Source organism: Xylanibacter rodentium (genome assembly GCF_013166575.1).
GTDB classification, from domain to species: domain Bacteria; phylum Bacteroidota; class Bacteroidia; order Bacteroidales; family Bacteroidaceae; genus Prevotella; species Prevotella rodentium.
This window is the reverse complement of record NZ_JABKKE010000009.1, coordinates 73,814-99,726: the sequence shown is the minus strand read 5'-3', so window position 1 is coordinate 99,726 and position 25,913 is coordinate 73,814. Positions and strand designations below refer to the sequence as shown.

17 protein-coding genes are annotated in these 25,913 nt (G+C 49.4%); 7 read left to right on the top strand and 10 right to left on the bottom strand.

Annotation, left to right across the window (positions count from 1 at the left end; translation table 11 throughout):
- Nucleotides 1-5 precede the first annotated feature (5 nt).
- The 6 genes from purD to HPS55_RS06960 form a co-directional block, all read right to left on the bottom strand.
- Entirely contained in the window at nucleotides 6-1,274 is a 1,269-nt protein-coding gene (gene purD / locus HPS55_RS06985; protein ID WP_172176295.1) for a phosphoribosylamine--glycine ligase, read from the bottom strand.
- 7 nt (nucleotides 1,275-1,281) lie between these two features.
- Nucleotides 1,282-3,513, bottom strand: a complete 2,232-nt coding sequence (locus HPS55_RS06980) for a S9 family peptidase (protein WP_172176293.1) — start codon at nucleotides 3,511-3,513, stop codon at nucleotides 1,282-1,284.
- Nucleotides 3,503-5,068, bottom strand: coding sequence for a THUMP domain-containing class I SAM-dependent RNA methyltransferase (locus HPS55_RS06975; RefSeq protein ID WP_172176291.1), 1,566 nt, complete (start codon nucleotides 5,066-5,068; stop codon nucleotides 3,503-3,505). Before HPS55_RS06975 ends, HPS55_RS06980 begins: the two co-directional genes overlap by 11 nt.
- Before the next feature lie 141 nt (nucleotides 5,069-5,209).
- Nucleotides 5,210-6,103 carry a serine O-acetyltransferase gene (locus HPS55_RS06970; protein ID WP_172176289.1) on the bottom strand — a complete coding sequence of 298 codons (894 nt, stop codon included), beginning with the start codon at nucleotides 6,101-6,103 and terminating at the stop codon, nucleotides 5,210-5,212.
- A 717-nt stretch (nucleotides 6,104-6,820) separates the two neighbouring features.
- Nucleotides 6,821-7,723 carry a helix-turn-helix domain-containing protein gene (locus tag HPS55_RS06965; RefSeq protein WP_172176287.1) on the bottom strand — a complete coding sequence of 301 codons (903 nt, stop codon included), beginning with the start codon at nucleotides 7,721-7,723 and terminating at the stop codon, nucleotides 6,821-6,823.
- Nucleotides 7,724-7,817: 94 nt separating this feature from the next.
- A complete protein-coding gene (locus HPS55_RS06960; protein ID WP_172176285.1) occupies nucleotides 7,818-8,735 on the bottom strand; it encodes a 2-dehydropantoate 2-reductase in 918 nt (305 codons plus the stop codon).
- A 177-nt stretch (nucleotides 8,736-8,912) separates the two neighbouring features.
- Here HPS55_RS06960 and dxs point away from each other — a divergent pair, with 177 nt between their 5' ends.
- The 6 genes from dxs (at nucleotide 8,913) to HPS55_RS06930 (ending at nucleotide 19,405) form a co-directional block, all read left to right on the top strand.
- On the top strand, nucleotides 8,913-10,886 hold the full coding sequence (gene dxs / locus HPS55_RS06955; RefSeq protein ID WP_172176283.1) for a 1-deoxy-D-xylulose-5-phosphate synthase: 1,974 nt from the start codon (nucleotides 8,913-8,915) through the stop codon (nucleotides 10,884-10,886).
- Nucleotides 10,887-10,950: 64 nt separating this feature from the next.
- Nucleotides 10,951-12,309, top strand: coding sequence for a Trk system potassium transporter TrkA (gene trkA / locus HPS55_RS06950; RefSeq protein ID WP_172176281.1), 1,359 nt, complete (start codon nucleotides 10,951-10,953; stop codon nucleotides 12,307-12,309).
- Entirely contained in the window at nucleotides 12,303-13,760 is a 1,458-nt protein-coding gene (locus tag HPS55_RS06945; RefSeq protein WP_172176279.1) for a TrkH family potassium uptake protein, read from the top strand. Before trkA ends, HPS55_RS06945 begins: the two co-directional genes overlap by 7 nt.
- Before the next feature lie 149 nt (nucleotides 13,761-13,909).
- On the top strand, nucleotides 13,910-15,076 hold the full coding sequence (locus HPS55_RS06940; protein ID WP_172176277.1) for an efflux RND transporter periplasmic adaptor subunit: 1,167 nt from the start codon (nucleotides 13,910-13,912) through the stop codon (nucleotides 15,074-15,076).
- A 17-nt stretch (nucleotides 15,077-15,093) separates the two neighbouring features.
- Nucleotides 15,094-18,189, top strand: a complete 3,096-nt coding sequence (locus HPS55_RS06935) for an efflux RND transporter permease subunit (protein WP_172176275.1) — start codon at nucleotides 15,094-15,096, stop codon at nucleotides 18,187-18,189.
- A 13-nt stretch (nucleotides 18,190-18,202) separates the two neighbouring features.
- A complete protein-coding gene (locus HPS55_RS06930; RefSeq protein WP_172176273.1) occupies nucleotides 18,203-19,405 on the top strand; it encodes a TolC family protein in 1,203 nt (400 codons plus the stop codon).
- Here HPS55_RS06930 and HPS55_RS06925 read toward each other — a convergent pair.
- Together HPS55_RS06925 and HPS55_RS06920 are read right to left on the bottom strand one after the other, a co-directional pair.
- A complete protein-coding gene (locus tag HPS55_RS06925; RefSeq protein ID WP_172176271.1) occupies nucleotides 19,400-20,446 on the bottom strand; it encodes a DUF4435 domain-containing protein in 1,047 nt (348 codons plus the stop codon). The genes HPS55_RS06930 and HPS55_RS06925 overlap by 6 nt on opposite strands.
- 119 nt (nucleotides 20,447-20,565) lie before the next feature.
- A complete protein-coding gene (locus HPS55_RS06920; RefSeq protein ID WP_172176572.1) occupies nucleotides 20,566-21,384 on the bottom strand; it encodes an AAA family ATPase in 819 nt (272 codons plus the stop codon).
- Nucleotides 21,385-21,504: 120 nt separating this feature from the next.
- Here HPS55_RS06920 and HPS55_RS06915 point away from each other — a divergent pair, with 120 nt between their 5' ends.
- A complete protein-coding gene (locus tag HPS55_RS06915; protein ID WP_172176269.1) occupies nucleotides 21,505-22,425 on the top strand; it encodes a DMT family transporter in 921 nt (306 codons plus the stop codon).
- A gap of 130 nt (nucleotides 22,426-22,555) precedes the next feature.
- Here the strand turns inward: HPS55_RS06915 and eno are convergent, their stop codons facing one another.
- On the bottom strand, nucleotides 22,556-23,866 hold the full coding sequence (eno, locus tag HPS55_RS06910; protein ID WP_172176267.1) for a phosphopyruvate hydratase: 1,311 nt from the start codon (nucleotides 23,864-23,866) through the stop codon (nucleotides 22,556-22,558).
- Nucleotides 23,867-24,183: 317 nt separating this feature from the next.
- A complete protein-coding gene (locus HPS55_RS06905) occupies nucleotides 24,184-25,752 on the bottom strand; it encodes an ATP-binding protein (RefSeq protein ID WP_172176265.1) in 1,569 nt (522 codons plus the stop codon).
- Between the last annotated feature and the right edge of the window lie 161 nt (nucleotides 25,753-25,913).

Below are 25,913 nucleotides of genomic sequence, written 5' to 3'. Positions count from 1 at the left end.
GACGCTTACAGGTCCGCTCCTATGTCGCGGCGGAAGTACTTGTCGGTAAAATCAATTTTCAGAGCCTCTTCAAACGATTTCTGCAGAGCCTCGGCCTTGTCTTTGCCATATGAACTTATGGCGATTACGCGTCCGCCGGCGGTTACGGTCTGTCCGTCCTTGGATGCTGTTCCTGCATGGAATACGATGCTGTCCTCAACCTTGTCGATACCTGTGATGGGGTAACCTTTTTGGTATTTCTGCGGATAACCTCCGCTGACGAGCATCACACATACTGCGGCACGTTCGTCAAACTCTATAGTGCGCTTGTCAAGGTCGCCGCAGGCCACACCTTCAAACAGGTCAACGATGTCACTTTTCAGTCGCAGCATCACGCTCTCCGTCTCCGGGTCGCCCATACGGCAGTTGTATTCTATCACCATTGGCTCATTATTTACGTTGATGAGGCCGAAGAAGATGAATCCCTTGTAGGTGATGCCCTCTTCCGCCAGTCCTTCGACAGTGGGGCGTATGATGCGTTCTTCCACCTTCTGCATCCATTCTTTAGTGGCAAACGGGACAGGTGTAACGCTGCCCATGCCACCGGTATTCAGACCTGTATCACCCTCACCGATGCGCTTGTAGTCCTTTGCCTCAGGCAGAATCTTATAGTTCTTGCCGTCTGTGAGGACGAATACCGAACACTCTATACCGCTGAGGTATTCCTCAATGACCACTTGTGCCGATGCGCCTCCGAACATTCCTCCGAGCATCTCTTTCAGTTCTTTCTTGGCTTCGTCGAGCGTCGGCAGTATCAGCACACCCTTGCCGGCACACAGTCCGTCGGCCTTGAGTACGTATGGAGCTTGCAGGGTCTCGAGGAACTTCAGGCCCTCTTCGAGCGTGTTTCCGTCGAATGTCCTGTATCTTGCAGTAGGGATATTGTGACGTTGCATGAATCCTTTGGCAAAGTCCTTGCTGCCTTCGAGCACGGCACCGGCCTTTGAAGGGCCTATCACAGGTATGTCCTTGGTGCGTCCGTCGGCCTTGAAGTCATCGTATATACCCTTTACGAGCGGGTCTTCCGGACCGACCACCACCATGTCCACACCGTTTTCTGCGACAAATGCTTTCAAGGCTTCGAAGTCGTCGGCCTTTATTGCCACATTTTCACCGCATCCGGATGTTCCGGCATTGCCGGGAGCGATAAACAGTTTCTCCACTTTCGGGCTGCGTGCAATTTTCCATGCCAGTGCATGCTCGCGTCCGCCGCTTCCTAACAATAATATCTTCATGTCGTTCTTATTTTAGATAGTCTTCAAAATACTGTGTAATTCTTTCGTGCAGATGTACGCTCTTGTGCCCCATCATGTTGTGGCCCTCACCGGGATATACGAAGAAGTCAGGTTGGGTGCCGGCCTCGGTACAGGCATTGATGAACTGAAGAGCATGTTGCGGAACTACGGTCGGGTCGTTCATGCCTATTATAATCTGCAGCTTGCCTTTCAGATTTTTTGCCTTGTCAAGCAGGCTTGTCTGCCTGTAGCCGTCGGGATTGCTGTCGGGTGTGTCCATATAGCGCTCGCCGTACATCACTTCATACCATTTCCAGTCGATGACAGGACCACCGGCCACGCCCACTTTGAACACCTCCGGATAATTGGTCATCAGCGATATTGTCATGAATCCTCCGTAGCTCCATCCGTGCACACCCATGCGGCCGGTATCCACGTATGGCAGCGTCTTGAGATATTCCACGCCCTTCATCTGGTCTTTCATCTCCTCCTGTCCCAGATGGCGGAATGTGGCCTGCTCGAATTCCGTGCCGCGGTTTTCGCTGCCACGGTTGTCGAGAATGAAGAGCAGGTAGCCTTTCTGTGCCATATACGTCTCCCACGAACGGCTCGCCCAGTGCCAGCGTGCATCCACATTGTGTGCATGCGGTCCGCCATAGACGTAGACCACCGTCGGATATTTCTTTGCGGGGTCGAACCCGATGGGCTTCACCATGCGCCAGTACAGGTCGGTCTTTCCGTCAGCGGCCTTTATGCTGCCTGTAGAATATTCCGGCACGGCATACCCTTTCCACGGGTCCGGAGCGCTGAATATCATGTCTCGTTTGGCCGACGATGTGTTGACCACTTCGATATTGCGTGGAACGTCCGGCTCACTGTATTTGTCGTAAAGCGCATTTCCCGAAGCCGACAGCACGCCGTAGTGAACTCCGCGACCGTTGTCGAGCGGTGTCATACGTCCGTTCTTTGTGTTTACGGCATATATGTTGCACTGCAGCGGATTGGCGGCATTGGCCTCGATGATTATTGATTTCTGTCTGGTGTTGAACCCGATGAGGCGCTGCACTATGAAGTTGCCTTTCGTGAGTTGTCGCGTCTTCAGCGATTTGCTGTATCTGAAGCCCGCATCCGTAGACACCATTTCGGGATAGAGCCGTGTATTGGCGTCTGCGAGATACAGATGGTTGTAGCCGTCGCGTTGGCTTTGGATGATGAATTTGGTGTTGTCCCATGGCAGGAATACAATCGGATTCAGCGGCTCCACATACTTTTCGCTCGTTTCGCGATAGAGTGTGTCGAGCCGGTTGCCTGTGGCTGCATCGTAGCTCACAAGGGCACAGTCGTTCTGGTCGCGGTTGAGCTCGAACATGTAGACCGTCTTCCCGTCGGGATTCCATGCGATGTTGGTGAAATAGCGGTCGGTAGGGTCGCCTGCGTCAAGATATACGGTCCGGTCTGCCGCCATGTCGTATATGCCCACAGTGACTTTATGGCTTGTCATTCCGGCCATCGGATATTTGTCTGGTTCCTCTTCGGCCACTCGTGTGAATGTGTTTACCTGCGGATAGTCGGTCACCATGGTCTGGTCCATGCGGTAAAAAGCGAACTTTGTGCCATCTGCGTTCCAGAATATCCCTTTCATTATACCGAATTCGTTGCGGTGTACGGCCTGTCCGTATACAATCTCGCGGCTGCCGTCTTTGGTCAGCACTTTGGTGTTGCCTTTGGCATCGGTCACGCAGAGTTGGTTGTCTCTGACGAAAGCCACAGCCTTGGACACAGTGTTCCAGTTGCTCTCTGTCTCTCCTTCACACGGCTGTCGCCATTCCACTTTGCCTTCCGCCCAATTGTACAGTATGCGCTCACGGCTGTTGCCGAGCAGGGCTAACGTCCGGTCGGGGTAGGGGAAGCGCACGCTCATGGCCGAGCGAATCTTGCCCTCTTGAAGAGTCTTGTTCACCTCTTCGAGTGTCGCCACTTTGGTTTTGCAGCCCGTTTTCATGTCCACCGTGCCCCATTCTTCGGCGTCCTGATACATCAGCCGGTCGCCCCACCATGTCAGATACATGTTGGCCGGTATCATGTTGCGGTAGTTGGTACCGCCGAAGTTGAGATCTTCCAGGCTGAACTGTTTCAACTGTTGCGCCTGAGCGCTGTCGACGGGCGACGGCATGTTCTGAATGGCAGGCAATGGCAGCATGAGCAACAAAGATAATGCTATGTTGTGTTTAATCCTCATCGTCGTATTTCTTGGATTTTCTTCCTAAGTCACGTTTCCCTTTGTCGAACTTCTTCCCGCTACGGTCGAAACGTTCATGCCCGCCTCGGCTTTTGACGTCACGGTCTCGGTCCTTTCCGTTCCAATCGCGGTTGGGGCGGTTGGATCTTTTGCGGTCGCGTCCGGTCTCATTGCGCTCGCGGTCAAAATTTTTCTTTTCCCTTTCCCCACCGGTGCGCTTACGGTCGCGGTTCAGAATGCTGTCAAGGTCACGGTGATGGAATTTGAACGAACGAATGTCGTTATCTTCGTTGTTGCTGCTGTTTTCGTAGTTGTTGTCGTTGCGCTTTTTGAATTCACGTTCTTTCTTGAATTTCCTTTCAGCCATCTGTTTCTTTTCCTCTTCGGTCTTGACGATGCCGCCGTCACCGCGGAAATCTTTCAGTTTGCCGTCGAATATCTGGTACTTGCGGAATTCGCATTCCAGCGAACCGTTGAAGAGCGGAATCTTTACCGACGGCTTCAGACCTATCTGGTCGAAGCATTCCTCGCGGTAGCTCAATATCCATGCGTCGTTGTTGACAAACTGGTGTTTCAGTCTTTCGCCTATCATCTTGTACGTGCCGAGCAGGTCAGGGGTGGATATGCGCTCTCCGTAAGGCGGGTTGGTGACCATTATGCTCTTCTCTGCCGGCATGGTGAATGTCTTGAAGTCGGCTTCGTTTATAACGATGTCACCTGTCAGACCGGCGGCTTTTACGTTGAGGCGTGCCGTATTTACGGCTTTGATGTCGATGTCGTAGCCGTATATCTTGTGGTTGAACTCGCGTTCCTGCGAGTCATCGTTGTAGATGGAGTCAAAAAGGTCCTTGTCGAAGTCGGCCCATTTTTCAAAGGCAAATTCCTTACGGAACAGTCCGGGAGCCATGTTGCGTGCAATGAGGGCGGCTTCGATTGGCAGTGTACCCGAGCCGCACATGGGATCGATGAAGTCGGTTTCTCCCTGCCAGCCTGTCATAAGAATCATACCGGCGGCGAGAACCTCGTTGAGCGGTGCCTCCACACTTTCCTGACGGTAGCCGCGTCGGTGCAGGCTCTCTCCGCTCGAGTCGAGCGACAGTGTGCATAGGTCTTCGGCTATGTGCATGTTGAGGCGCAGATCGGGATTGGTCACACTGATGTTGGGCCGTTTGCCTGTGGTTTCGCGAAACAGGTCTACAATGGCATCCTTAACCTTGTATGACACAAACTTGGAGTGGCGGAACTCTTCTGAGAAAACCACAGAGTCAACGGAAAATGTATTGTCGAGTGATATATATTTCGTCCAGTCAATCTTTTTGACTTCGTTGTATACATCGTCGGCCGATTTCGCCTTGAAGTGGCTTATCGGCTTGAGTATTCTTATGGCGGTGTGCAGTTGGAAGTTGGCTCTGTACATCAGTTCCTTGTCTCCCGTGAACGATACCATTCGCCGTCCTATCTGCACATTGTTAGCACCCAGTTGTGTCAGTTCTTTTGCCAGTACGGGCTCCAGGCCCATGAATGTTTTGGCAATCAGTTCGAATTCCTGTTTCATTTGTCTTTTTGTTCAGCGAGCGGTATTGTCCGGTTTCGTCTTTGGTATTTTCGCCATTGTATGTAGCAATAACAAGTCGGGCTATGTTTATCCTGCTTGACGGAAACGACAGATTGTTCGCCTTGTTTCTGTTATAATCCTTTATTGTCTTTTGTATTTTCTGCTTTCCGGTTCCATATCCTCCGTCACCCATATATTGGCCCCCACGATGGAGCCCCGCCCTATCGTGATGCGTCCGAGTATGGTAGCGTTGGAGTATACGACAACGTTGTCCTCGAGTATGGGGTGTCGGGCTATGCCCTTTATCGGGTTGCCTTGGGCGTCGAGCGGAAAACTCTTTGCCCCGAGCGTAACTCCCTGATACAGTTTCACGTTGTTGCCGATGATGCATGTGGCGCCTATCACCACGCCCGTGCCGTGGTCTATCGTGAAGTGATGGCCTATCTGTGCTCCGGGATGTATGTCGATGCCGGTCTCCGAGTGGGCCATCTCCGATATTATTCTCGGTATCAGCGGCACGCCGAGCACAAGCAGCTCATGGGCTATCCGATAGTTTACAAGAGCCTTTATCACGGGATAGCACGATATTATTTCGCCGTAGTTCTCGGCCGCCGGATCGCCATTGTATGCCGCCTCGACGTCGGTGGCCAGTATGCGGCGTATCTCCGGCAGCTTCTCTATGAGTCTTGCGGCCATGGTTTCGGCCTTGCAGCGGCACGCCTGCGGAATGCCTGCCTCGTGGCTTGCCGTGCACGAGAAGCACAGGCCGGCCATAATCTGGTCGGACAGCAGGGTATACATGCGTTCGATGTTGACACCGATGTGATAGCGGATGGTGCTGATATTGACAGACGACTTGCCGAAATATCCGGGAAACAATATGGCACGCGACAACTCTATAATCTCTTCAAGAGTTTTGCCCGACGGCAGCGGATTGCCGTCACGGTGTTGATGAAAAAGCCCCTCCAATGATTTTGGCTCTGATAGTTTGTCTACCGTTCGTGTCAAGATATGAGTGAAGTCTGAAGTACTCATCTGTCGTTGTATCAATATTTTGCGTTGCAAAGATACAGCAAACGATTCAAACTGCAAAGAAATAACACGTTTTTTTAAGTTCGGGGGTTTATGATTATTCCGTATATTTGCATGCACTGTTTTGATGCGGGTGTTTTATCTTTGCGTTGATGATATATGAAAATCATCATTGCTTATTAATGCTGTTTATTCAGAGACATGCCGGCTTGGACCTGTCGAGCCGGTCAAAAGGCCGGAACATCGTTTGTGCGATGGCATCCGTCACAGACAATAATGTATGTATTATTCTGAAAAAAACGCATTTTGTTTTTCGTGAAATAGAAAAGCCGGGAGGCCTTCTCTGCTTTCTTTACACGCGTTTTTTGCCATATTTTCCTGCCGTAAGGGCCTCCCGGCACTCCCGCAACGGCCGTTTCGCAGTGCAAGGAGGCCTGTTTCGCAATGCAATAACGGCCTTATTGCAAGGCGAAACGGCCCTCTCTGCTTTCTTGACAAAGCCTTGTTGTTGTAACATGCTGATAATCAGCACTCCCTGTTTGAAGCAAAAAACGCGATTTTCGGAGCCTTGTCCGGAAATCGCGATACGGATGTCGCTTAACATACGTTAAAGTAAAATAAATTCAAACTGACGGTCCGACGGATGCATTTCGCGGACAACAGATGACAGGCTGCGTGTATGAAGCCCTTGCCGGCAGTTTGGCCAATCCGGTTTGGGGGTCATGCCATCTCCCTGCGGTATTCGCTCGGTGTGCGGCCCACGTTGCGTTTGAAATATCGGTTGAAGTGTTGCGAATATTGGAATCCGAGCCCGTATGCAATCTCGCTCACTGTCTTTTTGGTGCCCAGCAGCTCTTCCTTCGAAAGTTCTATTATCTTGGTCTGGATGAAATCCTGAGGCGTGCGGCCCGTTTCCTTCTTCACGAGGTCGCCGAAATAGTTGGGCGAAAGGAAACAACGTTCGGCAAAGTATTTGACAGACGGCAGCCCGTCTCTAAGCGCGGAGCCATGGAAATAGCTGTTCAGTTCGTCTTCAAAGCGTGTGAGAATGTCGAGATTGGCGTCGCGTCGTGTGTTGAACTGCCTGTCGTAGAAGCGCATGCAGTAGTCGAGCAGCAGTTCTATGTTGCGGCATATCAGTTTGCGGCTGTGGCTGTCTGCGGGCCGTTCCGTCTCCTGCCGTATTTTGTCGAGGCAGTCGCGGAAGATGGCCTTCTCATTTTCCGATAGATGAAGAGCTTCGCGCGAGGAGTAGTCGAAGAAAGAGTATTGGCGTATGTCGCGTCCGAGCGATGTGCCGTGTATCATGTCGGGATGGAAAAGCAGACCGACAGCACTGGGCACATAGTCGGGCGCATGCTTCACGTGGATAGTCTGGCCCGGGGCAAAGCTCGTCACCGTGCCCTCCTGATAGTCGTATGGCAGGCGTCCGTAAGTGATATCACCGCAATATGTCTGTTTGAGCCACAGTGAGTATATGCCGTAGTGGTAGGTCACCTCGGCGGGTTCGGCAGTGGGCGACAGCCCGTTCAAGTCTACCACGGCCACCAACGGATGCCGTGTCTCCAAGCCCCATATGTTGTTGTATGTCTCTATTGTGTCTATGAATATCTCGTTCTCCATAACTTCAGTATCTTTTATGATGGTTCGTGTGCAAAGATACTCAAAATTCTTCAGACGCTTTTGTTGTTTATTAAAAAAGGTTCAGCTTGAATATCTACTTATCTGCATATCGTTCTTGTATGAATTTCAGTTCGGCTTCGAGCATGGACAGGCGCGGCATGTCGAAGCCGGCCCGCCGCGCCTCTGCGATGGGGCGTGTGTAGAGATAGTATATCTCCATGGGACGGCGGTTGTCATAGTCGAGTTTCATCGATGGTGAATACGGCTTCATTGCCAGTGTGTTGCGTATCATCTTGTCGGCAAAGGCCTCGTCGATACCCTCCACACCGAGTGCACGGGCCGCTCCGATTACTTCGGACATCTGTCCGCGCACGAGTTGAAGTGTGGACGGACAGGCAAGCAGACGGTCGGTCCGGGTGTCGAGCACCACGGTCATGCCGTTGAACGGCATGTTCCACACGGCCTTTTTCCATCGTGCCTCGTCGTAGCCGGTCAGGGCAGCACCTACGCCCGAGGCTTTAAGGTCGTCAACAACCTGTCGGACGATAGCCTTGTCGGCATTTCCGTATGGGGCGATATTGATATTGCCGTAACACTGGTGGTCGATATGTCCGGGCCCTATCTTGGCCGAACAGATGAATGCCAGTCCGGCTGCAATGTTCAGGTGCGGGAATATTGCCTGCAGATCGTACTCCGGACCTATGCCGTTTTGTATCAACACTACGAGGGTGTGCTCGTGAAGCAGCGGCGGCAGCATGGTGGCGAGGGCGCGGTTGAGGGTGGTCTTGAGGCATACCAGCACCACGTCGCACTGCGGCATGTCGGCAGCCGAGCGCCATGCGTTGACATGCGGCAGACGGAACGAGCCGTTGCACGAGTCCACTTGAAGGCCGTTTGCGGCTACAAAATCATAATCACTGTTCAGAAGAAAGTGTACTTCGTGGCCCTTACGGGCAAGCATTCCGCCGTAATATCCGCCCACGGCTCCTGTTCCTATTATTCCGTATCTCATTGTATATTATGTATTAAAGTAGCCGTAATCATCTGTTTAAGATGACTGACGGATAAAAGCCATTCATTCTTTTCCGCAACGGCTTGGTGTTGCAAATGTACTGATTTCTGTTCTTATTCACAATTATCTCGAAATAAAAGCGTATCTTTGCAACGTATTTTATATTTGTTGACTGTAATGCAAAACAAATTAGGCCTTCTCGGCCATATAAAGTATCCTGATGATCTGCGCAGACTGACCGTCGATCAGCTGCCGGAGGTTTGCGAGGAGTTGCGTCGCGACATCGTTGAGGAGTTGTCGGTCAATCCCGGTCATCTGGCTTCAAGTCTTGGTGTGGCGGAAATCACAGTCGCGCTGCACTATGTATACAACACTCCGGAAGACCGCATCGTATGGGATGTGGGCCATCAGGCCTATGGGCATAAGATTCTCACAGGGCGTCGCGAGCAATTCTGCACCAATCGCAAGCTGCACGGCATAATGCCTTTCCCTTCCCCGGCAGAGAGCGAGTACGACACATTCGTGTGCGGGCATGCCAGCAACTCCATATCCGCCGCGCTCGGAATGGCTGTTGCGGAAAAAAGCAGGGAGAAAAACGGCTTCCTGTCTGGTGGAGAAAACGCCGCCCCGCGTCATGTCGTGGCAGTAATCGGTGATGGTGCCATGAGCGGCGGACTGGCTTTCGAGGGACTTAACAACGTGTCTTCCACTCCCAACGACATGCTCATCATTCTGAATGACAACAATATGAGCATAGACAGGAGTGTGGGCGGCATGAAGCAATATCTGTTGCAGTTGAACACCAACGAGACTTACAACGCCCTACGTTTCCGTGCCGGCAACTGGTTGCGTTCAAAGGGATATCTTGCCGATGACCGCCGCAATGGGCTGATACGTCTTGGCAACGCCTTGAAATCGGCCATCAGTCACCAACAGAACATCTTTGAAGGACTCAACATCCGCTATTTCGGTCCCTATAACGGACATAACGTAAAGGAACTTGTGCGCATACTGCGACAGCTTAAGGACATGAAAGGACCTAAACTGCTGCATCTGCACACCGTTAAAGGCAAGGGATATGAACCGGCGGAGAAGGCTGCCACCATCTGGCATGCACCGGGAAAGTTTGATCCCGCCACCGGCCGGATAATCAAGAATGAGGCTCCTGATATGCCGCCTAAATATCAGGACGTGTTCGGCCACACGTTGCTCGAACTGGCCAGACAGAATCCTAAGATAGTGGGAGTGACCCCGGCCATGCCGACGGGCTGCTCGATGAACATCATGATGGAGGCCATGCCCGACCGGACTTTCGACGTGGGCATAGCCGAGGGGCATGCCGTGACCTTTTCGGGAGGTATGGCCAAGGACGGACTTCTGCCGTTCTGCAACATATACAGTGCATTTGCACAACGGGCATATGACAACATAATACACGACGTGGCCATCATGCGCCTGCCTGTAGTGATATGTCTTGACCGTGCCGGACTGGTTGGCGAAGACGGTGCCACGCATCACGGTGCCTTCGACATGGCCGCCCTACGGCCTATTCCCAACCTCACGATAGCTTCGCCCATGGACGAGTGTGAATTGAGGAGACTGATGTATACGGCGCAACTGCCGGACAAGGGTACGTTTGTGATACGCTATCCGCGCGGTCACGGTGTACGCACCGATTGGCATTGTCCGCTGGAGGAAATAACCGTCGGCACCGGCCGAAAACTGAAAGAGGGCCGCGATGTGGCCGTACTTACTATAGGTCCGACAGGCAATACCGCCGCGAAAGCCATCGACGAGGTGGAACGCAGTCATGCCGGTGTGAGCATAGCCCACTACGACATGCGTTTTCTAAAGCCGCTCGATGGGCACATACTTGGTGAAGTGGCTTCACGCTTCAGTCGCGTTGTCACTGTCGAGGACGGTTCGCGCAGCGGTGGGTTAGGCTCGGCGGTGCTTGAGTGGATGGCCGACCATGGCCATTGTCCACGTATAATACGTCTTGGTTTGCCCGACTGTTTTGTGGAGCACGGCACCGTGTCCGAGCTGCAACACATCACAGGCATAGACAAAGAGGGTATAGAGAAAGCCATCGAGACAATCCTTGTAACACAACATAAAGAAGGCAGTATCACGAAAATCCAGCAGGGATGACTGCATGCTGCGGAATGGAGTCAGGCAAGGAATACCATAATTATATTGTATAATTCATATATATATGAAAATAATCATAGCCGGTGCCGGTGCCGTAGGCACACATCTTGCAAAGTTGCTTTCGCGCGATGATCAGGACTGTACGCTCATAGATGAAGATGACGACCGTCTGGCCGGACTCGACGGTGAATACGACATCATGACCCTGCAGGCATCGCCCACAAGCATCAAGGCACTCAGGGAAGCCGGAGCACAGAATGCAGATCTGTTTGTCGGCGTCACTCCCGATGAGAGCCGCAACATGAATGCCTGTATCATAGCACATGCCATGGGAGCGAAAAAGACCGTGGCACGTATAGACAACTATGAATATCTGGCACCCAATCTCGAATCTTTCTTTAACGAACTTGGTATAGACTCGCTGATATATCCCGAGGTTCTTGCAGCCATTGACATCAACAACGGGCTTAAGATGAGCTGGGTACGTCAGCGATGGGATGTGCACGGCGGTGCTCTTGTCATGCTTGGTGTAAAATTGCACGAGATGTGTGAGATACTGAACCGTCCGCTCCGTGAACTGTGCGGACCGGACGACCCCTATCATATCGTGGCTATAAAGCGAGGCAGCGAGACCATCATACCCGGTGGAAACGATGAGTTGCGCAATCTGGATATGGCTTTCTTCATGACCACCCGTGAATATATACCGTATATACGAAAGATTGCAGGCAAGGAGCATTATGCCGATGTGAAAAACGTGATAGTGATGGGCGGAGGCAAGACTGCCGTAAGAGTGGCGCTGACGGTGCCCGACTATATGAATGTGAAGATAATCGAAATGAGCGAGGAGCGTTGCGAACGGCTCAACACTTTGCTGAGCACGTGTGATACCATGGTGATACACGGCGACGGACGCGATATCAGCCTGCTTGAAGACGAAGGCATAAGAAACACACAGGCTTTTGTAGCCGTGACTGACAATGCCGAAACAAACATTCTCGCTTGTCTTACGGCCAAACGGCTCGGAGTGCGCAAGACGATAGCCATGGTGGAAAATCTTGACTATGTGAGCATGGCCGAAGAACTTGATATCGGAACCATCATAAACAAGAAGACAATTGCAGCAAGTCATATATACCAGATGATGCTTGACGCCGAAGTGAACAACATGCGCTCATTGATGATGCTTGACTCGGATGTGGCCGAATTTACTGCCGCTCCGGGTTCACCTGTCACCAAAAAACCGGTAAAGGCTCTCGGACTGCCTTTCGGAATGAACATAGGCGGATTGGTGCGTCATGGCGAGGGCATGCTTGTCAACGGTAATTCACAGATAGAGGCCGGTGATACGGTGATGGTGTTCTGTCACGAACAGAACATGAAGAAAATGGAGAAATACTTTAAGACAAGTTCGTTATGGTAAACTTCCGCATCGTATCGAAAATCATAGGCCAGTTGCTTTTTCTCGAAAGTGCGTTCATGCTGTTCAGTCTGGCAGTGGCATTCTACTACAACGAGGACGATATTATGGCGTTTCTGATATCAATGATAGCCACTGTGGGCAGCGGACTGATATTCAGATACTTCGGCCGTAACTCGACCAACAACATGAGCCGTCGCGACGCCTATTTCGTTGTCACATCCACATGGATTATCTTCAGTGTATTCGGCATGCTGCCATATATCGTAGGCGGATATATCACCAATTTGGCCGACGCCTATTTCGAAACAATGTCCGGATTCACTACCACTGGGGCCACCATACTTGACAGTGTAGAGTATCTGCCTCACGGTATTCTCTTCTGGCGCTCTCTTACACAATGGATAGGCGGATTGGGAATAGTGTTCTTCACGATAGCCATACTGCCGTCGATGGTAGGTGGCAATGTCAAGGTGTTTGCGGCTGAAGCAACAGGTCCCATACGTTCCAAAATGCACCCGCGGCTGAGTACAAATGCCAAATGGATATGGTCAATATATCTGGCACTGACAGTAGGATGTATCCTGTCATATATGGCTGCGGGCATGGGGGTATTCGACAGTTTCACATACTCTATGTCAACTACAGCTACGGGCGGTTTTTCCAGCCACGACGACAGTACGGAATTTTTCCGTTCGCCGGCCATAGAATATATAAGCATTATTTTTCAGTTTCTCTCAGGTATCAATTTCACGTTGCTATATATGATAGTCTTCAAAGGGCGTGTACGGGCGTTGTTCACCAATTCCGAATTCAGACTCTTTGTCACAGTCGTATTCTCTGCCACGGCATGGATAATGTATCTGCTTGTCACCCGGCTCGACTACGATTTGGAAAATGCGTTCCGAAGTGCATTGTTCCAGGTTGTATCGTTCATCACCACTACCGGTCTTTTCAACGATGACGCCGGTGCATGGCCTCACATCACATGGGTGATACTTGGTGCATGTATGTTTCTCGGCTCATGTGCAGGCTCCACCAGCGGCGGTTTCAAATGCATTCGTGGTGTAATGGTGCTCAAGGTACTGCGCAACGAGTTTCGGCGCATACTACACCCTAATGCTGTATTGCCGGTGAAAGTGAACGGCGAGAGCGTGCCGCAGTCAAAACTGACTACACTTTTGGCTTTTTTCTCTGTATACGTGCTAATGTGTCTCGTTGCCGCCACAATAATGATAATGGCAGGCATTGACAACACCAACGCCATTACCATATCATTGAGTTGTATGGGAAATGTCGGTCCGACGTTGGGCACGGAAATAGGTCCTGTGATGTCATGGAGCATATTGCCTGACACTATAAAGTGGATATGCTCGCTGCTTATGCTGATGGGACGTCTTGAGATTATGTCTGTGTTGGTGCTGTTCACACGAAGTTATTGGAAGGATAACTGACTTGGTTTTCAGTTACGATTTTATTTTAACATCCGCAGGAGCGTCCCGTCTTCTGCGGACGATACCAAAATAGTCCGACATGTAACTTTGCAACCCAATTGCATATATGTATTTGTACCTTTGCTGCAAATTCCAAGAAGCGTACAAGTATGAACAAAGGATTATTTCTTATCGGTGCATTTGGGTTCGCAGTGCTATCGGCCTGCCGGCACAGTGCATCCAATGCTCATGATGACGATGCTCAGACAGAAAAGCATTCAAAACAAGACTCTCATTCTGAAAAAGACCACGGGCCGGGTATAATTGTTCTTTTGTCAGATAATGCAAAAGCGGCCGGAATTCAGGTTGAGACGGTAAAGCCCGGCGAGTTTCACGGTGTCACTATTACAGGAGGCAAGATTCTGACAGCTGCCAATGACGAAAATACCATTGTTGCAACCGTTGCCGGTATCGTATCTGTCAACCGTCCTATAACGGAGGGCATGAGCGTAGACAAGGGTATGGCGGTATTTACCATATCATCGTCTGAATTGCAGGATGGGGATTTGGTTCAACGGGCATTAATAACCTATCGGACGGCAAAGGCTGAATATGAAAGAGCCAAAGAACTTATAGCAGACAGGATAATAACCGAGACTGATTTTCTGGCAGCAAAGGCTGAATATGATAATGCGTTGCTTGCATATAAAGCCATAGTGCAAAACGGCACGTCAAAAGGAGTGGTGGTGAAACCGACAAACGGGGGATATGTGAAGGAATGTATGGTAAGGGATGGTGATTATGTTAACGTGGGACAACCGCTGATGACAGTGACCCGTAACAGACGTCTGTATCTGAGGGCTGAGGTCGCCGAACGTGATTATGCCATACTCAACAAAATCACTTCGGCAAAATTCAAAATGTCGTATAGTGACAAGGTCTACGATTTGAACGAGCTGGACGGACATTTGCTGTCTTATGGGAAAACAGCCGGAAACACATCGACATTTATTCCTGTTACATTCGAATTGGACAACCGTAGCGGTATCATACCGGGAGCATTTGCCGAAATATATCTTCTGACCGGCAGCCGAAGCAATGTAATCAGCATTCCGACAACAGCGCTGACCGAGGAACAAGGCGTTTATTTTGTCTATATACAGGAAGACAAAGACTGCTATCGTAAACAGGAAGTGAGGCTCGGGCAGTCGGACGGAACAAGAACGGAGATTGTATCAGGTCTGAAAGGCGGCGAGAAACTTGTCACTGTGGGAGCTATACATGTAAAAATGGCATCGGCAGGTAATATTATTCCGGGACATAATCATAATCATTAATCGAAAAACGATGTGTCATGCTGAATAAGATTATAAGGTTTTCACTGCAAAATCGTCTGTTTGTATTGGTTGTAGCCGTGTTGCTTGTCATAGGCGGACTGTATACGGCCAAGAATGCAGAGATAGATGTGTTCCCCGACCTAAACGCACCTACCGTCGTCGTGATGACTGAAGCCGGAGGTATGGCTGCTGAAGAGGTGGAACAGTTAGTGACTTTTCCGATAGAGACATCAGTAAACGGGGCGACAGGAGTGCGAAGGGTAAGGTCGTCGTCGACAGCCGGTTTTTCCGTTGTATGGGTTGAGTTTGAATGGGATACCGACATATATCTTGCTCGACAGATTGTTTCCGAGAAGCTGGCTACGGTCAGCGATGCCCTGCCTGACAATGTCGGCAGCCCAACGCTTGGGCCGCAATCATCCATATTGGGGGAACTTCTAATCATCGGTCTTACTGCTGACAGTACTTCGATGCAGGATTTACGAACAATGGCCGACTGGACAATACGTCCCCGTCTGCTGTCTACGGGTGGGGTGGCACAGGTATCTGTAATTGGGGGCGACTTGAAAGAGTATCAGATACTTTTAAGTCCGGACAAAATGAAGCATTACGGTGTGAGTCTGGCTGAGGTGACGGCCGTGACGCGCGGCATGAACCGCAGCACCAGTGGAGGCGTGATTTACGAATATGGCAATGAATATATACTGCGTGGCGTGGTTTCTCCGGATGCTATCGGACGTATATCCAAATCGGTGGTGAAGGTTGTAGGCGGTAGTCCGATAACCTTGACAGATATAGCTGAAATAAAAGTTGGGGCTGAAAGTCCGAAACTGGGAGTCGCATCGGAAAAAGGCCGGCCTGCCATATTGCTGACTGTGACAAAACAGCCTTATACAGGAACTGTAGAACTGACAGAGAAACTGGAATATGCAATTGCCGACCTGCAAAAAAGCCTCCCTGCCGATGTGCATATATCAACGGATATATTCCGTCAGTCTCGTTTCATCGAGAGTTCTATAGACAATGTGAAGACATCCCTGTTCGAGGGAGCATTGTTTGTTGTCATCATACTGTTTCTGTTCTTGGCAAACATTCGCACTACGGTAATTTCGCTGGTCACCATCCCTCTGTCACTGATAGTGTCGCTGCTCGTGCTGCACTATCTCGGAATGAGTATAAATACGATGAGTCTGGGCGGCATGGCGATAGCGATAGGTTCGCTTGTGGACGATGCCATTGTTGATGTGGAGAACGTATGGAAAAAACTGCGTGAAAACAATACTTTACCGGAAACGGAACGAAGGGCAGTGTTGAGTGTGGTCTATGACGCTTCAAGAGAGGTGCGTATGCCGATTCTCAATTCCACACTGATTATCATTGTGAGTTTCATGCCGCTGTTCTTTCTTACCGATATGGAAGGGCGAATGCTGATTCCGCTTGGTATAGCATTTATCGTGTCACTGTTTGCATCGACGGCTGTAGCATTGACGCTGACACCGGTGTTATGCAGTTATATGTTAAACAGCAAGGCAACAGATAAGGCTTATGGCAAAGAGGCGTTTGTCACTGTATGGCTTAAGAAGTATTATCATATCAGCCTGCTGTGGGTATTGAAGCATAAAAAGACGGTTGTAAGTAGTACGATAGTACTGTTTGTCGTCACGTCAGGGATATTTCTTACGCTTGGCAGCAGTTTTCTTCCACCGTTCAATGAAGGTTCTTTCACTATCAATATCAGTTCGTTGCCCGGCATCTCGTTAGAAGAGTCCGACAAAATCGGTCGTAAGGCGGAAGAGATACTGCTTGCCATTCCGGAAATAAAGACGGTGGCACGTAAAACGGGACGCGCCGAACTTGATGAACATGCTCTCGGGGTGAACGTGTCGGAGATAGAAGCTCCGTTCGAACTGGACCGGCGCACACATCGTGAACTGTTGAACGACATACGCGACAGACTGTCTGTGATTGCCGGTGTCAACATAGAGATTGGACAACCCATAAGCCATCGTATCGACGCAATGTTGAGCGGCACACAGGCCAATATTGCCATCAAATTGTTTGGAGACGACCTCAACGAGATGTTCACATTGGGCAACAGGATTAAAGATGCAATACAATCAGTAGAAGGTATTGCCGACCTGAATGTGGAGCAACAGATAGAACGTCCCGAACTGAAAATCATGCCTAAGCCGGAAATGCTTTCACGTTATGGCATATCGGAACCGGAGTTCAATGAGTTCGTGACTGTGATGATGGCCGGTGAAACAGTATCGCAAGTGTATGAGGGCAACAAGAAGTTTAATCTGGTTGTCAAAGCTGATGACAGCAGCCGCAATTCGATTGAAAATATTCGCAGAATGCTTATCGACACTCCGGACGGACAGAAAATACCTTTGACCTATGTGGCTGATGTCGTGTCTGCTGCCGGTCCGAATGCCATAAGCAGAGAGAACGTAAAGCGAAAGATTGTAATTTCGGCTAATACGGATGGGCGGGATCTCAGCAGCGTCGTAAATGATATACAGGCTGAAATTGATGGAAATATTGTATTGCCTGAAGGATATCATATAGAATATGGCGGACAGTTTGAAAATGCAAAGGCATCCGGACGTATATTACTTCTTGCATCATTGATAAGCGTCGTTGTCATTTACCTGCTGTTGTACATGCAATTCCGCAGTGCATTTGAGAGCAGCGTGATTTTGCTTAATCTGCCGTTTGCTCTTATTGGCGGTGTACTTGTGTTGTGGGGCACGACGGGCGAGGTGAGTATTCCGGCCATAATAGGATTCATTTCACTTTTCGGTATTGCCACACGTAACGGTATGCTGCTGATAACAAGATATAATCATCTGCGCCATACGGAAGGCTTGTCAATATACGAAAGCATCATAAAAGGCTCGCTGGATCGTTTGAACCCCATTCTCATGACGGCTCTGACTTCGGCACTGGCGTTGTTTCCTCTCGCTTTACGGGGTGACTTGCCGGGAAATGAGATACAAAGTCCGATGGCAACGGTTATCTTGGGCGGACTTCTTACATCAACTTTTTTGAACGTGTTTATCATTCCAATCGTATATGGATGGATACACAGAAAAGATAATAACAAATAAAAGATACCCGATTATGAATAGAATATATTTTTTGGCAATAGCTCTTTCATGTATTTATATTAAGGCACAATCACAGGACATTGCATCGGTACTCCGGTCCGTCGAACGAAACAATATGGAGTTGAAGGTCTTGCATAATGACAACCAAGCGGCTATTTTCGAAATAAAAGACCGGAATAGTCTTGAATCTCCGTCGGTGGAATATAGTCCTTTTTTCAGAAAAGGCGCTTCCGGAGTTGCAAGTTCCGAACTCGTCGTGTCGCAGGATTTTGATTTTCCGACATTATATGCAACCCGTCACAAATCAGGCAAACTGCAGCAGGAGGCCATCAATCTGGAGTATATGACGTTGAGAAGAAACATTCTTTTAGATGCTAAACAGAAGTGTCTCGAACTGGTGCTGCTCAACCTTACACGGGATGTACTGAAAGAACGTGCTGACAATGCCGGTGAATTGCTGGTGCTGTTCGAGAAGAAATTTAAAGAAGGAGATGCTACCATAATAGAACTGAATAAAATAAAGATGGAACAGATGGATTTGCAAGCGGAGATGTTACAGAATGAATCATCCCGACAAAACATTATACGGGCACTTACGGCCATGAATGGTAACAAACCGCTATCGCTCGATTCCATTTCATATCCGGAAATAACTGCTACGTACACCGAGAACGGAATGTTAGTAAAAGGTAGTGCATTGAGTCTTCAAGAAGAGATAATAGCAAGCGATGCCGTTATCCGAACCGCAGAAGCGGCGGTCCGGATGGCAGAACAGGAAATAAAAGTGAGCAAGCAGGGCTGGTTGCCGAAATTGTCAATTGGATACCGCCGCAATACCGAAATGGACGAATCGAGCAACGGATTCCTTGTAGGGGCTGCATTTCCCATATTCTCAAACACCAATAAGGTAAAGGCTGCAAAATCAAAACAGGTCGCTGCACAATTGAACCTCGACAACACCCGTATGAAAGTAGAGAACGAGACCGAAACCATAATCAATGAATTCCGTCGGCTTGGTGAAACTCTTCGGATATATGACATGACAATGATTCGTCAGTCAGTCGCAGCACTCAAAAAAGCTGTTGTCACAGGTAATATGTCTCTGATTGATTACTACAATGAAGTTGACAAGATTTATCAGAAGCAGCAGACTTTTTTAGCCGTTGAGAATCAATATCACAATCTGTGGGCTACACTTAACAAAAACAGACTATGACGTCCGGGGCGGTGGCTCGGTTTTATTGTCTGTAGCAGCCGGAGTAGCTTTTCCGTTTACAAATCGCATGATGTCCTGTTGTAATTTCACGAACTGTGGACATTGGGTATATCCGGTGGTGCGGCGCAGCATAGAGCGTATGTCGGCAATGCTGTTCTCGTAGCATGACATTTCGTTGCGCATCTGCGTATGATGTGCCGCGGTGCGGTAAATCTCCGACTCGCGTTCCTGTCTTAATCGATTGCAGACCTTGGTCATAATGGGCACAATTACCGTATCGAAAATATGATGTCCCTGCATATACAGATAGGTTGTGCGTGGAGTCACACCGAGTTCGCGCAGCATAGCCTTGGTTTTCAGATATTCATCCTTGGCTTTCGGATAGTGCTGTTTAAGCTGGCTTACACGTCTGTTTACCTTGTGGCGCAGATGCTCGATGGATATTTGCGGTGAGTCGATGTTGAAGCGGCCAGGGTCGGTGACACGGCAGAAGTCGGAAATGGAGAAGTGAGGATAGTTGCCGGTACGGTAAGCCCATATCGACCATATAAAAAGCGGGAAGCATGCCTCGGAATATTGTTCCATGTAGTCACGGAAATCAAATATCGAACGATCGTTTAGTGTCACCATCACGCACACATCGTGAAGCCCTGTGGCATAACACTGAAAATTTTCTATGGCATATACGTATGTATGGAATACGTAAGGATTGGATACAACTGTCTCCGACGTCGATGTCACACCTTGCATCAGATAGTCATAGTCGGCATCCACACAGGCTATCATATCCGGTCCTACCTTGTCTGCCATGACATTCATCAGCACCGATTTCTTGCCACGCTGCAACGTTTTCTTCGAAGGAAGCATAACCTCGAAATAGCGCGTATCGTTCTCAAGCGGACTCAACACCGTACGCCAGAAGAATATGTCGTCATAACTTTCGACATAGGCAACAATCCTGCGCCGTGCTTTCTTTGAGCCGAGCCTGTTGGCAGCAGTAAAATATGTTGATGTTATGTTGTCTTTAAGGCGTTTGCTCATATTCTTTGTTCTTTAAGGCCGAGGCATCTGTTCGTATCAATGTTTGTCGTGTTTCACAAAAATAAAAGCCATTCGGCTTGGCTCCTTAATTTCTATTTACCGATTGACTCTTGAAAAAACTACACCGTTATGTCGCTTACTTCCGTCACCTTATCCATCCATCCGTTCATTATCACAGCCGGAGAGTGGGTCGTCAGGATAATCTGCACGTTGGGGTTCAGTTCTATAATCATGTCGATCAGCCGTTGCTGCCAGTCAATGTGCAGGCTCACTTCCGGTTCGTCCATAAATAGAATATACGGACGCAAATCTTCAATGAGCACAGTCAGCAATATGGCCAGCATCTGTTTCTCGCCGCTCGACAACTGATATGGAGTGAGTTCCTCGCCTATCTGAGTGAAAAGAATCTCGTTCTTGCTTCGTATCAGACGCTTGCCCGTAGCGGCAAACAGCCGGTCTATCATGTCCTGAAACTTACGCTTCGGAGCCGAAAGGTCTTTTGCCCGTTGTGCGCTGTCCGGTTCTCCGCTCTGCAGTACCTCGATGATGCGGTTGCCTATGTTTACCTGATAGTCAAGATATTTGCGCTGAAGCTGATACAACTGCCAGTCTAATTCTGTGGTCACCGAGGCGTCGATAACCTTGTTCATCATCTCGCCGGACATAAGCGGACGGTCGAAACTACGTATCACGTCATAGCGTATCCGTCCGGCATCCTCCGGCATCACTTTCATTCTTACCCCAGGAATACGGTTGCTGGCAAACTCGCCTCCCTGCATGAGTCCTCGTACCACCCTGTTGAGTATGGTGCTTTTGCCTACACCGTTTATTCCGCTGAGAATGTTGACCTTGGGGTCGAGTGTCCATTTTATATGTTTGAGACCGCTCCACAACGAATCAATCTCAATCTCCTCTATGTATTCTGCATATTTCATAATCCAGTCATTTAATCTTCTGTCAGCAAATATAACGATTTTATTCTATAAAGCGTCATACAGTATGGGTATTTTTTGTAATTTTGCAACCGATTTTTTTAACGAACAAACATATTTATTTTTATGGATAACAAAAACACCCGCCCGCTCATTGCTCATCTGAGCATGTTCTTCGCCTGTGCCTTTTGGGGACTGATGGCTCCGCTCGGCAAGGACGCCATGACCCACGGTATCACCGGCATCGATATGGTTACATTCCGCGTATGCGGTGCTGCCGTGCTCTTTTGGCTCACATCATTCTTTACCAAACGTGAGCGTGTGATGCGTCGCGATCTCATGCTGTTTCCTTTGGCCGGACTCTTCGGACTTGTATGCAACCAATGCTGCTATACCATCGGGCTGAGCATCACTTCGCCCATCAACGCCAGCATCGTAACCACCTCAATGCCAATCTTCGCCATGATTCTGGCCGCTCTCATCCTTAAGGAACCCATTACCGGCAAGAAGGCCGCAGGCGTGCTTATGGGCTGCAGCGGTGCACTGATACTCATACTCACATCGGCAGCGGCGACCAATGCCAAAGTGGGTGACATCCGTGGCGATTTGCTTTGTCTCTTTGCCCAGTTCTCTTTCGCACTCTATCTCTCGCTGTTCAACCCGCTCGTACGCCGGTATTCGGTGTTCACGGTCAACAAATGGATGTTCACATGGGCTGTGGCTCTCATACTCCCGTTTTCATTCAGTCATGTGGCGGCCATACCATGGGCCTCCGTGCCCGCGTCGACATGGTTCGAGACTGCTTATGTCGTTGCCATAGGCACCTACTTGAGCTATATACTCACTATGATAGGACAGCGCACCCTGCGTCCCACGGTGGTGAGTATATATAATTATGTGCAGCCGCTTGTCTCTGTAACAGTCAGTGTGCTCACCGGCATAGGCGCTTTCCGTTGGAGTCATGGACTTGCTGTGGTGCTGGTATTTTCAGGCGTGTGGCTCGTTACGAAATCGAGAAGCCGCAAGGATATCGAACAATCCGCATAGCATATTGTGTTACACGGCCCATGTAACGTTGTTACTTGGACCGTGTAACACAGTTAATATTCACCGACAAGAGTAATCATAATTTTACATTCTCATTTTCAATTAATAAAGCTCTCGCTTGGAATAATCTTCAATCGGTGAATTTCTTCATTCCGAACACCGCTGTCCGTCCCAACTTCTCCTCTATACGGATGAGTCTGTTGTACTTGGCCATACGGTCAGTGCGGCTCAGCGAGCCGGTTTTTATCTGCCCCGAGTTGGTGGCCACGGCAATGTCGGCTATCGTAGTGTCCTCAGTCTCGCCCGAGCGGTGACTCGTTACTGTGGTGTACCCGTGTCTGTGGGCCATTTCTATGGCGTCGAGTGTCTCGGAGAGCGTACCTATCTGATTTACCTTTATCAATATTGAGTTGGCAGCCTTCATTCTTATACCTTTCTCCAAAAACAATACATTTGTAACAAAAAGGTCGTCACCGACCAGCTGGCAGCGGTCACCGATTGTTTGAGTAAGTTTCACCCAGTTGTCCCAATCGTTCTGTCCCAGACCGTCTTCGATGGAGTCTATCGGATATTTGGTTATCAGTTCCCTCAGATACTCAATTTGTTCCAAGGCTGTCAGACGTCGGCTTGCGGGGTCTTTTACCTTGCCGTCGTTAAGCTGCCGGTAGTCGTAGAACCATTCTCCTTTTTCGCAAACGGCAAATTCGCTTGCGGCACAGTCCATGGCTATCGTAACGTCGGGTCCGGGTTCATACCCCGCATTGCGGATGGCCCAGCAAATGCAGTCCAAAGCATCTTCTATGCCGTTGAGGGCAGGAGCAAAGCCGCCCTCGTCGCCCACGGCCGTAGACAGGCCTCGGCTTTTGAGCAGACGTGCCAATGAATGGAAAACCTCAGCTCCCATACGTATGGCCTCACACTCGTTGTGTGCTCCCACCGGCCGTATCATAAACTCCTGAAAGGCGATGGGTGCGTCCGAATGTGCGCCACCGTTGATGATATTCATCATCGGCACAGGCATCACGTATGTGTTGGCGCCGCCGATATACCGGTAGAGCGGCATGTCCATACCGGCAGCGGCGGCACGGGCCACAGCCAGCGACACACCGAGTATGGCGTTTGCCCCGAGCGCGGATTTTGTTGCGGTGCCGTCCATTTCTATCATCTTATGGTCAATGGCTCGCTGTTCAAGTACCGACATGCCCACAAGCGATGGCGCAATCACGTTGTTGACATTGTCCACAGCCTTGAGTACGCCCTTGCCACCGTAGCGTGACTTGTCGTTGTCGCGCAGTTCCAGTGCCTCGTGTTCACCGGTGGATGCTCCGGACGGTACCGACGCGCGTTCTGTCACGCCTGAATCCAATGTCACTTCAACCTCAACCGTAGGATTGCCTCGGGAATCGAGAATCTCCCGTGCGTGTACATTCTTTATAATCATAGTTTAATTGAATTAAATGGTTAAACAAATATTCTTTCTTGTATCCTGTCACGCTGCAAATATACATCCTTTATTCCGCTACAGGAAATAACCGCTGTATTCCGGTCGTATATTTCACATGGTTTATAATCTTTTACGGGGATATAAGTGAGAGAATGTGAAAATGCGGCTCTTGTGCTATACTGTCATGAAGTCTGGGAATATTTCTTCAGAACGCACCAAGCCCCGGAACGGCTTTGTACTGATGCCGTTCCGGGGCCCGGATGTCAATGTGCCGCCAATGGCCGTCGTTTGCCGTTGGCTGTTATGCCGTTTTTTCAGCACTGTTCTATCTTCCAGTCAGTGATGGTTCGCTTACCGCTGTCGAAGTTGATGCCTACCTTGGCTATGGGCAGCCCGCAGAGGGCGAAGCGTGAGGGATAGTCTTTAAGGTCTATCTGACTGATAGCGTCGGCAGCCGACCGGTTGAGTTTCATCTCGATGACATACAGCTTGCCGCCGGCACGCATGACAATATCCACACGACCGCGCGGCGTACGCACTTCTACGTCGACATACATTCCGAAAAGTGTGAATATAACGTAGAACAGCTGCTGGTAATGTCCTTCGTAATCGGTATTGTCGCAATATGGGACTGTGAGCAAAAACTGCTGCATCAGGGTCAGCGCGTTGTCTATGTTGTTTCGTAATATGGCACGATACATCTTTGCGACAAGCGTCATGCCTTGTTCCGTGCGCGATGCAAGATAGTTGGGCAGAAGACTTTCCATCAGTCCCGTCCTTATTTCTGCATTTGGTATGTCGAGAATATACAGTCCGGTCTCTTCGTCCTTGTCTTTTATTGTGATGTATCCGCTCTGATAGAGTAGTGGGGTTATGTTCAAGAGTCTCTCCGTAGGTGCGTCGAACGCTGATGCAAGTGTCTCCCGTTGTCCTATTTCCTGGGGTGTTACATCATACTTGCGCAGCATCTCTATAAGATACGTGGGAGTGCCGCTTCCGAACCAGTAGTTGTCTATTTTGTTTTTTGAAAAGGCATTCAACAGGCTGAACGGGTTATATATATCCGGCGAAGGCCATGTGAAGTGATATCCGTCGTATCTCTCTTTCAGTTTCCTTACCGCTTCGTCATGGGGCAGACCGAGTTTTTCGGCCAACCGCTCTATATAGCCATCCAAATGTTCGAGCATTTCCTTTTCGGTTATGCCGCAGATGGCAGCGTACGGATCATCCATGCTGATGTTTGATATGTTGTTCAGCTCGCTGAAAATACTGAGTTGCGAGAACTTGGTTATACCTGTGAGGAAAACGAAGCGCAGATAGGGGTCACACGCTTTCAGCGGAGAGTAGAAGTTGCGCATCACATTGCGTAGCACCGGCAGGTCACGCTCCTCGTGCATTACGTCGAGAAGCGGAGCGTCATACTCGTCGATAAGCACGACGACCTTGAGGCCGGTAAGTTCGTTGACCCGTATTATGAGCGATGTAAGGCGGTCGTTCAGTTTATTCGCCCCGTCTGATTTACCGTATATTTTTTCATATTGACTGAGTTGGAAACCAAGCATTGACTCAAGCGTATCTTTGTCAACATGCTTGGCAAGGCTCATGTCGAAATGCAATACAGGGGATTCTGCCCATTCTGTCTCAAGTCTGTCAATAGCCAAACCCTTGAACAAATCGCGGCGACCCTCAAAATAGCAGCGTAACGTGGATGTAAGCAGTGACTTGCCGAACCTACGCGGACGGCTGAGAAAGAAATATTTGGCATCGGAATGGGTAAGACGATACACATATTCCGTCTTGTCCACATACACATAATTATTCTCTATAATTTCAGAGAACGTTTGTATTCCCACCGGGCATCGCTTCAATTGTTGTATTTCCATATACTTACCTTTAACAGTGTTGCGTTCACAAAGATACAACTTTTCCAGGAAAGCACGAAACAAACAAATATATTTCACCAATATATATTTGAAGTTAAGTTAGTCAACAGAATTAAGCTACATAATCTTCCGGACATAGAATGAACAATCCATGCTTGGAT

Coding starts and splice junctions, on each gene's coding strand:
- purD (WP_172176295.1), bottom strand. CDS start 1,274: ATGAAGATATTATTGTTAGGAAGCGGCGGACGCGAGCATGCACTGGCA.
- HPS55_RS06980 (WP_172176293.1), bottom strand. CDS start 3,513: ATGAGGATTAAACACAACATAGCATTATCTTTGTTGCTCATGCTGCCA.
- HPS55_RS06975 (WP_172176291.1), bottom strand. CDS start 5,068: ATGAAACAGGAATTCGAACTGATTGCCAAAACATTCATGGGCCTGGAG.
- HPS55_RS06970 (WP_172176289.1), bottom strand. CDS start 6,103: ATGAGTACTTCAGACTTCACTCATATCTTGACACGAACGGTAGACAAA.
- HPS55_RS06965 (WP_172176287.1), bottom strand. CDS start 7,723: ATGGAGAACGAGATATTCATAGACACAATAGAGACATACAACAACATA.
- HPS55_RS06960 (WP_172176285.1), bottom strand. CDS start 8,735: ATGAGATACGGAATAATAGGAACAGGAGCCGTGGGCGGATATTACGGC.
- dxs (WP_172176283.1), top strand. CDS start 8,913: ATGCAAAACAAATTAGGCCTTCTCGGCCATATAAAGTATCCTGATGAT.
- trkA (WP_172176281.1), top strand. CDS start 10,951: ATGAAAATAATCATAGCCGGTGCCGGTGCCGTAGGCACACATCTTGCA.
- HPS55_RS06945 (WP_172176279.1), top strand. CDS start 12,303: ATGGTAAACTTCCGCATCGTATCGAAAATCATAGGCCAGTTGCTTTTT.
- HPS55_RS06940 (WP_172176277.1), top strand. CDS start 13,910: ATGAACAAAGGATTATTTCTTATCGGTGCATTTGGGTTCGCAGTGCTA.
- HPS55_RS06935 (WP_172176275.1), top strand. CDS start 15,094: ATGCTGAATAAGATTATAAGGTTTTCACTGCAAAATCGTCTGTTTGTA.
- HPS55_RS06930 (WP_172176273.1), top strand. CDS start 18,203: ATGAATAGAATATATTTTTTGGCAATAGCTCTTTCATGTATTTATATT.
- HPS55_RS06925 (WP_172176271.1), bottom strand. CDS start 20,446: ATGAGCAAACGCCTTAAAGACAACATAACATCAACATATTTTACTGCT.
- HPS55_RS06915 (WP_172176269.1), top strand. CDS start 21,505: ATGGATAACAAAAACACCCGCCCGCTCATTGCTCATCTGAGCATGTTC.
- eno (WP_172176267.1), bottom strand. CDS start 23,866: ATGATTATAAAGAATGTACACGCACGGGAGATTCTCGATTCCCGAGGC.
- HPS55_RS06905 (WP_172176265.1), bottom strand. CDS start 25,752: ATGGAAATACAACAATTGAAGCGATGCCCGGTGGGAATACAAACGTTC.